Here is a 13,158-nt window from a genome sequence, read left to right as displayed (position 1 = left end):
ACTTCCGCGGTTTCCCCGTCGGTGGGCAATTCCGCAGTGAACTAGCTCGCGTATCCACCCTCGATGAACTCCGCGCGAAACTCGCTACCATCGCTGACAGCCCCGCGCGCGCTGTGGCTGCCGATGAAGCCCGTGGGCGCCAGGGCTCCTCAGCCAAGGTTGCGCTCCCCGAAGGCTGGCTCGACGACCCCAACGACCCCACCGTCCCCGCCGGGGCGGAGATTGAGAACAACGGAGGTTAGACAAGGTGAACGGAAAAGAAGCCCCGATGCGCACTGTGTACCGCGAACACTTGGACAATTTTGCCCATGACCTCCAGATCATGAGCGATACTGTCCGCGGCATCATGGCGTCTGCCACGAAGGCTCTCTTCGAAGCATCACTGGAGGATGCGGAAGAGGCACTCACTGCGGCAGATTCCCTCAAGGAAATCCGGGAGCGTTGTGAGCAGCGCAGCATGCAGCTGCTTGCCCGGGAAAATCCCGTGGCTACCGAACTCCGCCAGGTATTTACCTCTATTTACATCGTGGAGGATTTCAGCCGGATGGGGGCACTGGCCAAGCACGTGGCGAATACGGCGAGGTTGAGGTATCCGGAGGAGGTCGTCGATAAGCAACTGCAGCCGACGATCAAAGAGATGTCCACCATGGTGGACTCGATGGGTGAGCTGATCCACGACCAACTGATCAGCCCCGACGCGGACCTTGCGCTGGAGATGAATGAGATCGACGACCATGTCGACGACCTCCACCGCTACCTCCTCTCCACCGTGACCGGCAAAGACTGGGAAGGCTCCAGCCGCGCGGCTGTAGACGCGGCCCTTATCGGCCGGTTCTACGAGCGCTACGCCGACCACTGCGTCAACGTCGGCGCGCGCATCGTCTACCTGGTCACCGGCCTGACCTCCGAGGTTTACGCGCAAAGCCGCGACGACACCCCCACCTCAGAGATGGAGGAACGCCTGCGCAATCTGGAGCAGTACTGGCGCAAGTAGGCGCTAGAAGTTGAGAAGTTTTCGCAGCTGCTCAACCACCGGGAACTGGCTGAACACTGCGATGCCGATCGCCGTGAGAGCAGCAAAGACGCTGATCAGCGCCAGCGCCCAACTGGGCAGCCCCTTTGTCTCCTCCGTAACTTTCGCCGCTTCGACCTGCACCGGATTGGTGGGCATGATAAAGCTCAGGGCCTGGGTTTCGGGGTCCACCGTGTAGTCCTTCACACCGGTAACCGACCACTTCGTTGTCCCTTCGATCGGAGATTTCAGGGTGACCTCAGTGCCGGGTGCGATGTATTCGCCGTAGTCGTGCACGATTCCGTTCGCGTGGAGTCGCTGGCTCATTGGCTTATCGACGTCCCCCACCACAAACCGCGATGACACCCCAAAATCCGTAGTCGCACGGTTACCGTTCACCCACCGGCTCGCGTTGACGGAAGCCTGATAGACTCCTGCGTCAGCATCTTCGAAGGTGTAGGAGCGCGCGTTGGGGTCGTTGGAAATGTCGAAGGTTCGCGTTGTCCGCCAGTGGGTGCAGTGCTCAACACAGTTGATCTGCACACGCCATGCGGTTTCGGGGATGGTTTGCGAGTAGTCCCACTTCACGGTGATGTCGCGCTTATCGTTGACTTCGGCGCGGACACCATAGGGCGTTTCCACCGTGTCCGCACCGACTGCGGGAACCGTAAAGGTGATACCCCGGTCGAAGTAGCGCTCGCTGAGCGCGAGACCATGAGCCGCCATGAACCCAAGCGAGTAGGTCTGGCCCGGCTGGAGCGTGTTGGCTTTCACCGGCAACTTCAGGTCGAGCTTGCCGCCATTCTGCGCAAAAGTATGGGCTGGGATCCAGCGCGCGATGAGCGCGTCACCATCACCGGTCATCGTATTACAGTGCCCGATGCGCCACACGTTCGTTGGAGTGAGCACCACATACACGCCGTTGGATGCACCCGGCGTGGTGGCTGGGTCAATACCTGTGCCCTTGAGGGTGAAGGTCATGTCCTTGGTCACGTCAATCTCATCCGGCCCCGCGATGTCCAGATTTACGTCGAGGTCAGGGTGACGGGTGTCCAGCTCACCGGTGCAACCGCGGGCGTCGGCAGCGTCGATGGTGGGGAAAGCATGCGCCACAGTGTTGGCGGCTACAGGAGCACAGAGTGCAAGCACGGTGGCACCGATGACAAGACGGCGCCGGAAGGAAGCGTTCAAAGCAAACCCCTCAATCAATAGTTGGTATTGAAATGAGGCTTAATTTAAACACATCAATCTTTTGTTTGAACATCGGGTTGTTGTCCACATGAAACTGCTCCCCCACCGGCTGGTATTACAGCCACGGTGCGGGGGAGCAGTGTGGAGCCCAGAATTTAGCCGAAGCGACCCGAGATGTAGTCCTCAGTCTCCTTGCGGCTCGGATTCTCAAAGATCGTGGTGGTGTCGTTGAACTCCACCAGGTGGCCCGGCTTGCCGGTGGCCTCGAGGGAGAAGAACGCAGTCTTCTCAGACACGCGCGCCGCCTGCTGCATGTTGTGGGTCACGATCACGATGGTGTACTCGTTCTTCAGCTCGTGGATCAGGTCCTCCACAGCCAGGGTGGAAATCGGGTCCAGAGCGGAGCACGGCTCGTCCATGAGCAGAACCTCCGGCTGAACAGCAATCGCACGCGCAATACACAGGCGCTGCTGCTGACCACCGGAAAGGCCACCGCCAGGCTTATCCAGGCGGTCTTTCACTTCATCCCAGAGGTTCGCGCCACGCAGGGAACGCTCCGCAACCTCTTTGAGTTTGGCCTTGTTCTTCTCACCGGACAGTTTCAGACCCGCAACCACGTTGTCCTCGATGGACATGGTGGGGAACGGGTTAGCCTTCTGGAACACCATGCCGATGGTGTTGCGGACGGCCACGGGGTCGACGTTCTTGGCGTAGATATCGTGGCCGTCAAGAAGCACTTCGCCCTCGGTGTATGCACCCGGAATGACCTCGTGCATGCGGTTGAGCGTGCGCAACACGGTGGACTTACCGCAGCCGGATGGGCCGATGAACGCGGTGACGGACTGGGCTGGGATATCCATGTTGACGTTCTGCACAGCGTGGAAGTCGCCGTAGTAGATATTCAGGTCGTTGAGCTGGAGCTTGGTAGGCATTGTTTTCTCCTATGTGGGGATTGATTGGTGGCGGCGTTACTTCTTGACTGAGAACTTCGCGGCAATGAACCGCGCAAGCACGTTCAGGACAACGACGATGATGACCAGTGTGAGGGCCGCGCCCCACAGGCGGTTGAGAACCGGCTCCGCGGAACCAGCCTTCCACATGTCCAGCATGAACAGCGGCAAGGAGGACTGCGGCTGGTTGAACAAACCGAACCAGTTTGTCTGCGGGGTGGAGCCGACCAAGATCAATACCGGTGCGGATTCACCCATGACGCGAGCGATGGCCAGCATGATGCCGGTAACAATGCCCGACAGCGCAGTCGGCAGAACAATACGCGCAATCGTCTTCCACTTCGGCACACCGAGGGCGTAGGAGGCCTCGCGCAGGTCCATCGGGACGACGCGGAGCATTTCTTCGGTGTTTCGCACCACCACGGGCACCATCAGCAGGATGAGCGAAAGTGCCACGGCGAAGCCAGAACGCTGCTGGCCCAGAATGGTGATCCACAGGGCGTAGATGAACAGTGCGGAAACGATCGACGGGACACCGGAGAGGATGTCTACCATGAATGTGGTCAGTTTGCCCAGCTTGCTGCCGTTGGCGTACTCCACCAGGTAGATCGCGGTGAACACACCGATCGGGATGGAGAACAGGGAGGCGATCAAGGTTTGCATCAGCGTACCGGCGATCGCGTGGAGGGCACCGCCACCTTCACGGCGAGCACGGACACCGACCATGTCCTGCGTCCACCACTCCGGACTGAGGATTGCATCGTAGCCACGGGAGACCAGGGTGATCAGGAGCCAGCCGAGGGGGATGAGCGCAAGGATCATCGCTACCCACATCAGACCGCCCATCAAAGAGTTGGTGGTCTTACGACCAGAAGAGATGTGCGTGAACGGGGTTTCACCCACCGGGGCGACACTCTCTCGCTTGGGTGCAACCAGTTCGGCAGTCGAAGCACCCTCAGATGCGCCCTGCAGGTTATCGGGATTAGTCATGTCTCACACACCTACTTCTTGTTGACAATCGCGCGGGCGATCGAGTTGACGAGGAAGGTCAGGAGGAACAACACCAGACCCGCAGCGATGTACGCGCCAGCAGAAGTCGGGTTGTTGAACTCGGCAGAGGCGTTGGCGATGGCGGTTGCGAAGGTGGTGCCACCGTCGAAAAGCGATCCGCGGTACTCAGGGCCCGGCGAGACGACCATGTACAGCGCCATCGTCTCACCCAGCGCACGTCCGAGACCAAGCATGGCGCCCGCAATGTAACCGGACATGCCGAACGGCAGGACAGTCATGCGGATAACTTCCCAGCGGGTCGCGCCCAGCGCCAACGCGGACTCGATCTGGCCAGGAGGGGTCTGCACGAACACTTCGCGTGTGGTAGCCGCGATGACCGGTAACACCATAATCGCCAGCACGATGCCACCGGTGAGGATATTGCGGCCCGTGTCGAAGGACGGCGAGTTTGCGTAGCGCTGGAACAGGAAGAAATCCCCACCCCAGGAGTTGATCCACTCGTAGAAACCGGAGAGTTTCGGTCCGAGCACCTGCGCACCCCACAGGCCGTACACGATCGACGGCACCGCCGCGAGCATATCCACGAGCCCAGCCAACGGCTTCACCAACCGCTTGGGCGCGTAGTTGGACAGGAAGATCGCCACCCCCAGAGCAACTGGCATGGCAATAATCAACGCGATAATGGACACCGTCACCGTGGAGAAGAACAGGTTCGGAATACCGAACTTCATGTTGTCCAGGTTGGAGGTCTGCCACTGGCCCTTGTAGGTGAGGAAGTTCTCGGTGTTAAGGCGCAGCGGCTCAAAAGCCTGCTTCAGCAGGAACAAGCCGACCGCAATGATGATGACGGTGATCAGTGCCGCGGAGACAGTGGACAAGGTTTCGAAGACACGGTCGCCCGGACGCTTAACACCTGCACCCGAAGCTGGAGGGCCAGCGGGGGCGTCCTTTTCCGCAACCGACAGTTCTTGGTCTGCCATGGTGACGTTTCCTTAAAGTTCGTGTTGTTCAGTTTTGTGGATCATCCACCACATAAACATTCCCCCGGTTCACAGTGATACCGGGGGGATGGTGGTGCTTTTCAGACTGTGGGCTGAAAAGCGTGCGGAGGGCTCCGCCTAGGAGATGGCGTCTACAGAAGCCTTCAGCTTGTCGGCGAACTCACCGGAAACTGGGATGAAGCCAGCGTCCTCAAGCTCCTCATCCTGGGACTCCAGAACGATGGTGAGGAAGTCCTTGACCATGTTCTTGGTGGTCTCATCGTAGCCCTTGGAGCAGACGATCTCGTAGGTGGTCAGAACCAGCGGGTATGCACCCTCGTTGTTGGAGGCGAACAGGGACTTGGAGTCAACAACCAAGTCATGGCCCTCGGACTTGAACTGGACGTTAGCCAGAGCCTTGTTCACGGACTCGTTGTTCAGCTCAACTGCGCCGGAGCCGAAGTCAATGTTGGCAACACCGAGGTCCAGGTCGTGTGCGTAGCCAGCCTCAACGTAGGTGACAGCGCCGGAGGTCGCCTTCACCTGCTCTGCCACAGCGGTGGAGCCGTTAGCGCCAGCGCCGACAGACTGCGGGAATGCCTTACCTTCGCCCTCCCACTTGCCATCAGAAGCAGCGGAGAGGAACTTCTGGAAGTTGTCGGAGGTACCGGATTCGTCAGAGCGGTAGATGACGGAGATGTCCTGGTCGGGTAGCTCTGCGCTCTCGTTGTTCTCAGCGATCTTCGGGTCGTTCCACTTGGTGATGGTGCCGTTGAAGATCTCCACAATGTTGTCAACGGTGAGGTTCAAGTCCGCAACACCGTCAAGGTTGAAAGCAACAGCAACCGGGCCGATGACCATCGGCAGGTGCCATGCGTCGTTGCCACCGCAACGCTCGCGCGCCTGCTCAACCTCGCCCTTATCTTCCTTCAGCGGGGAGTCAGAGCCAGCGAAGACTGCCTGGTTGCCGATGAAGTTCTTGATACCGGAACCGGAACCAGTTGCGTTGTAGGCGAGGTTAGCGCCCGAAACAGCTTCGGCGTAGCGGGAGCCAAAGTAATCCATTGCGTTGGCCTGGGAGGTAGCACCCTCAGCAACGAGCTGGCCGGTCTGACCAGACAGGCCCTCAATGGCGGTTGCATCTTTAGCGGAGGATGCGTTGTCGCCGTTAGCGGCATTGTCGTTGGAGTCGCCGCATGCAACCAGGGAGACAGAAGCGATGGCTGCAACGCCGGCGATTGCGGCGGAGCGCTTGAAGTTACGGATCACGGGGGATACCTTTCCGGTGCGAATTCAGATTTTCTTCTGAGCATCGGTCCCAAGCAGCCACGTATGGCGCCTGAGTGCTCACACCGAGCGAAGGTACGGGCCGAGTGTTAATTGCAAAGGCCTAAATCGGTGAACAATGAGTTAACTTTGTCGATTTGTACACAACGTGGCGTTCTACCACGGCAAATCCGAGTTGTTCGTAGCGTTTCACTGCGGGTTGATTGTCGGCTTCGACGTACAAGATCACTTTTCTGGCACCCCCGGCGACGAGATGTTCCACCCCTGCTCGCATGAGGGGATCACCTAGACCCCGCCCGCGGTAGGCATCGGCTACGCCCACCACGTAGACCTCACCAAGCGTGTCAGAGTGACGTTTTGTCCAGTGAAAACCCGCCAGTGAGTCGCCGTCAAACAGAAATCGGACGCCCTCTGGGTCGAACCACTCCGTGTTCATTGCCTCATGCAGTCGCGCCAGGTCCCAGCCACCTTGTTCAGGGTGCCAGTGGAACGCTTCATTGTTTACCTGGAGCCATTGCTTATCCGCGGGCTCCTCCGCATAACTACTCTCCCTTATTCCCTCCTGTTCGGTGAGCACCTCCGCGGTAGAACCGGGCGCGCCAATGCCCGCGAGCGCCTCCCCTTCCACCGCCATGAACAGCAATTCCCGGGTTGGTTTAAGCCCCAACGCTGCCGCAAGAGCCCTCGCGGCAGCAAGGTTCCCATGCGCCCACAGGCCAGCATCGGGACGACGGGTGAGGGTCTGGGAGATGAGGGCGGTGCCGTGGCCGAGGCGTCGATAAGCAGGATGAACCGCAACCTCCGCGGACCCGTCAGGGGCGAGCCCGGCTAGAGCGATGAGCGTGTTGTGGTCGCGCACAGTGAAGTGCTCGTGGCTGCCGTCGAGACCCCGCACGAACGCCTCGCTGAAAGCCTCAACCCCATCGTGCTGTGCGACGCTACTGAGAAGCTCGCGAGCTTCTGTGACGTGGAACTGTGGTTCATTCATAGTTCAAGGCTACGGGGAGACTACGGTGAGGGCATGAACGTGAAGGCTTATGTTGCTGCTGCCGTAGTACTGGCCGTGCCAGCTACGGCTTTCGTGGTGGATGCCGCGACGGCAGCGAAAGTCGAACGGCATCTGGCGGTGCAGGCACGCACCCAGGACCAGCTGCCGGCTGATCCGGACACCTACGTGGGCGGTTTCCCTTTCGCGCAAGTGCTGCGCAGCGGTGAGATTCCCCGCGTGAGCCTCCAGGCTCTTGACGTGGATACCGCGGGCCTAACCGTGAATTCGCGCACCGATATTTATGAGATCACGATTCCCGCTAACAAGGCCTACGCCGGGGATTTTGTGGGGGCACCCGCCAAGCGTGTGGACCGCACCCTGTCCCTCGACGGCGTTGCTTTCGGCGAACTGCTGAATATGACCGACCTGGACATCTCCAACCCCTACGACATCTCCCCCACCGGCGGTTCCGCCAGCGAAGCCCAGCTCACCGGCACTGTGCCCGGCATGGAGGAGCAATCCACCGTGGTGGTCACCCTGCGGCTCAAGGGAACGGAGTTCATCATGGAGCCCATTTCGCTTATCGACGTCTCCCCCGACCACGCCGACACCGTCTCCCGCGCCTTCACCCTCAGCTTGGACACTCGCGATCTGCCCATCGGCGGTCAAGCAGACAAAGTAGAAGTGGCCGGTGGTTCCATCCGTTTTTCCGCCGCGAAGCGAAATGTGACGCTCAGCCCTGCTGACCTGTCGCCCATCACCGCACCCGCTCGGTGAGAGGACTACGCTGGGCGGACATGGAAACGAACGAAACGAACACCCCTGACACTCCTGACACCGCTGACACCGCTGACACCGCTGACGCGCCTGAGCGCGTCAGCCTTGACGGTAACGCCGCTGTGAACTTGGCCGCAGAACAGTCCAAGAACACGGCGCACCGCAATATCCCGGCGCTGGACCTCGACGAGATTCCGCTGCCCGATGACACGGCGAACCTGCGCGAAGGACCCAACCTGCACGATGGCCTCCTTGGCCTGCTTCCCTTGGTAGGCGTGTGGCAGGGCACCGGCCAAGCAGTAGATTTGGCGGAAGACGGCAACCACACCGAGTACGCCTTCGGCCAGCAGCTGGTCATCTCCCACGACGGGGAGAATTACCTGCGCTTTGATTCACGCATCTGGCGTATCGACGAAGATGGCAACTCCACCGGTGCCGACCAGCGCGAAATCGGCTTCTGGCGCATCTCCCTCAAAGACGAAATTGAGGTCACCCTGACTAACTCCCGTGGCCTCGTGGAGGTCCTCTACGGTGAACCTGTCAACGAGCGTGCATGGCAGCTGACCTCCGCATCCACCATCGCTACTGAAACCGGCCCGTCCACCCACGGCCCTGGCAAACGCATTTACGGCCTCATGCCCAACAACAACCTCGGCTGGGTGGATGAGCGCGTCGCCCCCGGCTCCACGAAAGACGACATCAGCTTCGTCCCGTACATGTCCGGGGAGCTGAAGAGGATTGCGGGCTAGGGGAATTAAACCGTTGTCCGCGCTTCCCTGATAAGCGAAGCAACAGTGGCCTCGTCCTTCTTGGACGGGGCCTTCGTTGCTGTGCCGTCGATCTCTGTGACGCGCACCCCGCCGCGCACGGAGCTCACCAGCCACACTTGATCCGCGCCAAGCATGTCGTCGACCGTGAGATCCTTCTCCTTGCAGCGCCAGCCGCGCTCTTCGGCGAGGCGGAAAATAGCGGCCTGCGTTGTTCCGGGCAGCACGTCCCCACCGGTGACCGGTGTACGCAGTTTATCGCCTTTCACTGTGATCACCGTGGACGTCGCACCTTCGAGCACACGGCCGGTGGCGGGGTCAACGAAGATGACGTCGTCACAGCCTTGCTTCTTCGCCCAGCGCAACGCGGCCATCGCGGTGGCATAGTTAAGCGACTTCGCACCCACCGTCAACCACGGGGTGTCATCCGTGGTCGTGAGCGTGTAGCCGCGCGAGGCAGTGATCACCTTCACGCCCTTCTTACGTTGCTTGAGCTGCTCCTTCGGGATCGGCCGCACAGACACCCACGCGGTGGGTACGCCCGTGGTTTCACGGCCGCGGGTGTAGGTCCACTGGCACTTGGCTTCTACGTCCTGCGGGTCAAGGCCAGATTCCTGCACGAAGTCTCCCACGGCCTCAAGCGTGGCCGTACGCCACGTCTCCGCCACCGGCTCAGGCAAGTCAAGCAGCGCTGCAGACCGCGTGAAGCGTGCAATGTGCGCATCCAAGTTCACAGGTTCACCACCGTGCACGAGGATCGTTTCAAAACATCCATCGCCGCGAGTGACGGCCGCATCATCCCAAAACACGTGCGGCAGATTCACGTTTTGCCTGCGCATGGATCCGCCGAACGGCTCCACGAGATAAATAACAGGGGCTTGAGCAGGTTGTACTGGAAGCATGCCCCCAATTATGCCCACGTATGATCAGGTGCGTGCATACGTACCGTTCTCCGCTGCTTGCTTTCCGTGGCGCGACCGAACTTCCGGACGCCGCCACATCACCTTTCGACGCCGCTGGTGTGCCCTGGCACTACGGCGACCCCCTGCGGGAACAACGCCTCATCTCCCGTGGCGGGGTTGTGGTGGACCGCAGCCACCGCGGTGTCCTGCGCGTCACCGGGCCTGATGCCGCCACGTTCTTGAACAACCTGCTGAGCCAGAAACTCGACGACGTGGAGCCAGGCTTTTCCGCCGCCGCGCTCGACTTGGACATGCAGGGCCGCATCCTGCACCACGCAGATGTGTCGCTTATCGACGCCGCGCCAACCTTCTACCTCGACCTCCCCTCATACTCCCTGGATTCCTTCCGGGACTTCCTGACCAAGATGGTCTTCTGGTCCGAGGTCACCGTGGAAGAGGCAGACCTGGGAATCCTCACGGTGCTGGGTGCGCCGTCGAGCTTCTCACCCGCTGAATTCCTGAGCGGTGCCGGCATCACCGCCGCCTTCGAGCGCACCGTCCCCTGGTCCGCCGCTCGGCGTATCGACGTCGCCGTTCCCCGCCCCGACCTCGCCGCCGCTTACAAGGCATTAACGTCTCCGGTGGAGGGACCCGCTGGAGACTCAGCCGGTAGCTCTGGCGCCGGTACCTCCGCAGGTTTGGATCGCGCAGGCCTCATGGCCTTCACCGCGGAGCGCATCAAGGCGCTTGAGCCGGAACTGCGCGTGGACTTGGACAATAAGTCAATTCCGCACGAAGCCCACACTCTCATCCGCCGCGGGGAGAACCTCGGCGCAGTGCACCTGGATAAGGGCTGCTACCGCGGACAAGAAACCGTCGCGCGTGTGGAAAACCTTGGCCGCTCACCGCGCCTGCTCGTGCTGCTGCATATCGACGGCTCCGCACCCCTGGACCCCAAACCGGGCGACCCGGTCACCTTCGGTGGGCGCACCGTCGGCCACGTTGGCTCGATCGTCCACGACTGCGACTACGGTCCGATCGCGCTTGCGCTGGTGAAGCGCTCCGCTCTCACTCAAGCCATCGACACGGGTGCGCAGCTCGACGTCATTGCCAGTGTCCGCGCTGAAAGCGCGGACGGCGACAACGAAGTCGTCCAAGAGATCAACGTCTCTGCCACCGTGGACCCGGATTCCATGCCGAAGGATGAGGGGGAGCGGGCGGGGCGAGTAGCCGTCGATAAGCTGCGCGGGCGTACTAACTGATCTCGCGCTTCACGCGTGCAGGGACACCGGCAACGAGGGAACCTGCGGCAACGTCCTTGGTCACCACAGCGCCGGCGGCAATCACGCAATTATCGCCGATGGTGACGCCCGGCATGACCATCGCGCCGGCACCGAACCAACAATTGCGACCAATCGTGATCGGTTGGGCGCGCTCCCAGCCTTCCGCGCGCTTCGCAGCATCATCCACCGGGTGGCCCACCGTAATCAGCTGACACGCAGGCCCAAACATCGACCCGGCGCCAATGGTGATCTCCGCGATATCCAAGATCACGCAGTTGAAGTTGACAAAGCATCCTTCGCCGAAGGTGGTGTTCACCCCGAACTCCAGGTGCAGCGGACCCAAAACCTCCGGGACCGCTGACTGCGGTGAGAACATCGCCCCCAGCAACTCCTGCGCACGCACAGGGTCCGTGTTGCCCAACGCATTGAACTCACGGGTCCGCTCCCACGTAACGCGATGCTGCTCCTGTGCTTCCTCAGAGTCCGGTAGATACCACTGGCCGCAGCGCATGTCTGCCATGCTGCCTAGTTTGTTCATACCGCGGAGGATACACCTACGGGAGGTTAACGCTTGTCTTCCTCAACGTCTTCGTCGTCCCAGTCCGCATATTCCGCGTACTGGTCATCTACCTCATAGTCATCGTCCTCATCCCACCGGGAGTTGGAGTTCTGTCCAGCAAGTTCACGCTGGAGAGATTCCAGGTCCATCTCGGGCGTGTTGTACTTGAGCTGGCGTGCAACCTTGGTCTGCTTTGCTTTGGCGCGTCCGCGGCCCATGGCAGTGACCCCCTTGAGGTGTCTAAAGGGCGGCCGAAATAGTCGGCGGCCCCAAATAATATCCGTGAAATTTGTCCTGCAGCCACTATAGCGTGCGAGTCAAATTATGCGCGACATCGCCTGTGCCAGGAGGAATGCGCAGGCATGTAGCCGTGCTTAACCCGCGTGGGTTCCTACTAGCGTCGCACGCTGGCCTTCATCCGCTTCGGTTGCACCGCGGACAACACCGAGCTCCCAGCAGTCCACGTGACGTGCGGTGAGCATAGCCAATGCGCGGTCGCGGTCCTCCGGGGCGACGATGGCAACCATGCCTACGCCGGCGTTGAAGGTCTTCTCCATCTCCTCTACCGGCACGTTACCCACCTCCGCAATGGTGTGGAAGATCGGGGCGGGAGACCAGGTGGCGCGGTGCATCTCTGCCACCTTGCCTTCGGGGATGATGCGCTCCATGTTGCCCACCAGGCCGCCACCGGTGACGTGGCAGAAGGTGCGCACTTCACACTCATTGGCCAGAGCCAGGCAGTCAAGCGCATAGATGCGGGTCGGCTCTAGAAGCTCTTCGCCGAGGGTGCGGCCGAGCTCGTCCACATGGCCGTCGAGAGGCAGGCCTGCTTTCTCCAGCAGCACGTGGCGCGCTAGGGAGTAGCCGTTGGAGTGCAGGCCAGATGACGCCATGCCGATGATCACGTCGCCTTCACGCACGCGATCCGGGCCGAGTAGCTCATCAGCTTCGACGACACCAACGGCGGTGGCGGAAACGTCGTAGTCATTTTCACCCATGACACCGGGGTGCTCCGCTGTTTCCCCGCCGAGCAGGGCGCATCCAGCCTGGACGCACCCTTCAGCGATTCCTTCGACGATCTGCGCGACCTTTTCGGGCACAACCTTGCCGATGGCGATGTAGTCCTGCAGGAACAGGGGCTCCGCGCCACACACCACCAGGTCGTCGACGCACATGGCCACCAAGTCGATGCCGATGGTGTTGTGAATGCCCATAGCCTGCGCCACGGCGAGCTTCGTGCCCACACCATCGGAGCCCGCAGCAAGCAGCGGCTCCTTGTACTTACCCAAGGCAAAAAGGCCAGCGAAACCACCAAGGCCACCGCGTACCTCCGGGCGAGAGGCGCGCTTGGCGTGGTCCTTGAACAGCTCGACGGCACGGTCACCAGCTTCGATGTCCACGCCAGCAGCGGCATAGGAAACGGGGTTGGTGTTATCCGGGGTGGTCATGGC

General features: G+C 60.9%; 14 protein-coding genes and 1 pseudogene. 5 read left to right on the top strand and 10 right to left on the bottom strand.

What is annotated here, in order from left to right; genetic code table 11:
- Positions 1-242 (top strand): annotated as a pseudogene (locus F4V54_RS05110) (tRNA dihydrouridine synthase DusB); the annotation flags it as partial.
- Between the two features lie 5 nt (positions 243-247).
- Positions 248-994: a phosphate signaling complex PhoU family protein gene (locus F4V54_RS05105; RefSeq protein WP_308410349.1), complete on the top strand. Its 747-nt coding sequence runs from the start codon at positions 248-250 to the stop codon at positions 992-994.
- Positions 995-997: 3 nt separating this feature from the next.
- Here the strand turns inward: F4V54_RS05105 and F4V54_RS05100 are convergent, their stop codons facing one another.
- The 6 genes from F4V54_RS05100 to mshD form a co-directional block, all read right to left on the bottom strand.
- Entirely contained in the window at positions 998-2,203 is a 1,206-nt protein-coding gene (locus F4V54_RS05100) for a hypothetical protein (protein ID WP_034662299.1), read from the bottom strand.
- Between the two features lie 155 nt (positions 2,204-2,358).
- A complete protein-coding gene (pstB, locus tag F4V54_RS05095) occupies positions 2,359-3,135 on the bottom strand; it encodes a phosphate ABC transporter ATP-binding protein PstB (protein WP_034662296.1) in 777 nt (258 codons plus the stop codon).
- Between the two features lie 36 nt (positions 3,136-3,171).
- On the bottom strand, positions 3,172-4,143 hold the full coding sequence (gene pstA, locus F4V54_RS05090) for a phosphate ABC transporter permease PstA (protein ID WP_084576427.1): 972 nt from the start codon (positions 4,141-4,143) through the stop codon (positions 3,172-3,174).
- Positions 4,144-4,154: 11 nt separating this feature from the next.
- Positions 4,155-5,144 carry a phosphate ABC transporter permease subunit PstC gene (pstC, locus tag F4V54_RS05085; RefSeq protein ID WP_034662294.1) on the bottom strand — a complete coding sequence of 330 codons (990 nt, stop codon included), beginning with the start codon at positions 5,142-5,144 and terminating at the stop codon, positions 4,155-4,157.
- 138 nt (positions 5,145-5,282) lie between these two features.
- Positions 5,283-6,413, bottom strand: a complete 1,131-nt coding sequence (pstS, locus tag F4V54_RS05080) for a phosphate ABC transporter substrate-binding protein PstS (protein WP_034662291.1) — start codon at positions 6,411-6,413, stop codon at positions 5,283-5,285.
- Between the two features lie 121 nt (positions 6,414-6,534).
- Entirely contained in the window at positions 6,535-7,419 is an 885-nt protein-coding gene (gene mshD / locus F4V54_RS05075; RefSeq protein WP_150386452.1) for a mycothiol synthase, read from the bottom strand.
- A gap of 33 nt (positions 7,420-7,452) precedes the next feature.
- Between mshD and F4V54_RS05070 the strand changes: the two genes are divergently transcribed.
- Both F4V54_RS05070 and F4V54_RS05065 read left to right on the top strand, forming a co-directional pair.
- Entirely contained in the window at positions 7,453-8,196 is a 744-nt protein-coding gene (locus tag F4V54_RS05070) for an LmeA family phospholipid-binding protein (protein WP_102723536.1), read from the top strand.
- A gap of 20 nt (positions 8,197-8,216) precedes the next feature.
- Complete coding sequence (locus tag F4V54_RS05065) at positions 8,217-8,945, top strand: heme-binding beta-barrel domain-containing protein (RefSeq protein ID WP_150386451.1); 729 nt, start codon at positions 8,217-8,219, stop codon at positions 8,943-8,945.
- Between the two features lie 5 nt (positions 8,946-8,950).
- On the opposite strand, the gene F4V54_RS05060 is transcribed toward F4V54_RS05065, so the two are convergent.
- Positions 8,951-9,865 carry an aminodeoxychorismate lyase gene (locus tag F4V54_RS05060; RefSeq protein ID WP_150386450.1) on the bottom strand — a complete coding sequence of 305 codons (915 nt, stop codon included), beginning with the start codon at positions 9,863-9,865 and terminating at the stop codon, positions 8,951-8,953.
- A 32-nt stretch (positions 9,866-9,897) separates the two neighbouring features.
- Here F4V54_RS05060 and ygfZ point away from each other — a divergent pair, with 32 nt between their 5' ends.
- Positions 9,898-11,127, top strand: coding sequence for a CAF17-like 4Fe-4S cluster assembly/insertion protein YgfZ (gene ygfZ / locus F4V54_RS05055; protein WP_373277171.1), 1,230 nt, complete (start codon positions 9,898-9,900; stop codon positions 11,125-11,127).
- Here the strand turns inward: ygfZ and F4V54_RS05050 are convergent.
- The 3 genes from F4V54_RS05050 to purM all read right to left on the bottom strand — a co-directional run bounded on the left by F4V54_RS05050 (position 11,120) and on the right by purM (position 13,155).
- Complete coding sequence (locus F4V54_RS05050; RefSeq protein ID WP_249041230.1) at positions 11,120-11,668, bottom strand: sugar O-acetyltransferase; 549 nt, start codon at positions 11,666-11,668, stop codon at positions 11,120-11,122. The genes ygfZ and F4V54_RS05050 overlap by 8 nt on opposite strands.
- Positions 11,669-11,712: 44 nt before the next feature.
- Positions 11,713-11,925, bottom strand: coding sequence for a DUF3073 domain-containing protein (locus F4V54_RS05045; protein WP_034662275.1), 213 nt, complete (start codon positions 11,923-11,925; stop codon positions 11,713-11,715).
- A 156-nt stretch (positions 11,926-12,081) separates the two neighbouring features.
- Complete coding sequence (purM, locus tag F4V54_RS05040) at positions 12,082-13,155, bottom strand: phosphoribosylformylglycinamidine cyclo-ligase (protein WP_150386449.1); 1,074 nt, start codon at positions 13,153-13,155, stop codon at positions 12,082-12,084.
- Positions 13,156-13,158: the final 3 nt, after the last annotated feature.

This window comes from Corynebacterium tuscaniense (assembly GCF_008693065.1).
GTDB lineage: Bacteria > Actinomycetota > Actinomycetes > Mycobacteriales > Mycobacteriaceae > Corynebacterium > Corynebacterium tuscaniense.
The sequence above is the reverse complement of the archived record's forward strand: the minus strand, read 5'-3'. Positions and strand labels throughout refer to the sequence as shown.

Excerpts from the sequence above, each read along its gene's own strand:
- F4V54_RS05060 (WP_150386450.1), bottom strand. The coding sequence starts at position 9,865 with ATGCTTCCAGTACAACCTGCTCAAGCCCCTGTTATTTATCTCGTGGAG.
- pstB (WP_034662296.1), bottom strand. The coding sequence starts at position 3,135 with ATGCCTACCAAGCTCCAGCTCAACGACCTGAATATCTACTACGGCGAC.
- pstA (WP_084576427.1), bottom strand. The coding sequence starts at position 4,143 with ATGACTAATCCCGATAACCTGCAGGGCGCATCTGAGGGTGCTTCGACT.
- F4V54_RS05065 (WP_150386451.1), top strand. The coding sequence starts at position 8,217 with ATGGAAACGAACGAAACGAACACCCCTGACACTCCTGACACCGCTGAC.
- F4V54_RS05070 (WP_102723536.1), top strand. The coding sequence starts at position 7,453 with ATGAACGTGAAGGCTTATGTTGCTGCTGCCGTAGTACTGGCCGTGCCA.
- mshD (WP_150386452.1), bottom strand. The coding sequence starts at position 7,419 with ATGAATGAACCACAGTTCCACGTCACAGAAGCTCGCGAGCTTCTCAGT.
- F4V54_RS05050 (WP_249041230.1), bottom strand. The coding sequence starts at position 11,668 with ATGGCAGACATGCGCTGCGGCCAGTGGTATCTACCGGACTCTGAGGAA.
- purM (WP_150386449.1), bottom strand. The coding sequence starts at position 13,155 with ATGACCACCCCGGATAACACCAACCCCGTTTCCTATGCCGCTGCTGGC.
- F4V54_RS05045 (WP_034662275.1), bottom strand. The coding sequence starts at position 11,925 with ATGGGCCGCGGACGCGCCAAAGCAAAGCAGACCAAGGTTGCACGCCAG.
- pstC (WP_034662294.1), bottom strand. The coding sequence starts at position 5,144 with ATGGCAGACCAAGAACTGTCGGTTGCGGAAAAGGACGCCCCCGCTGGC.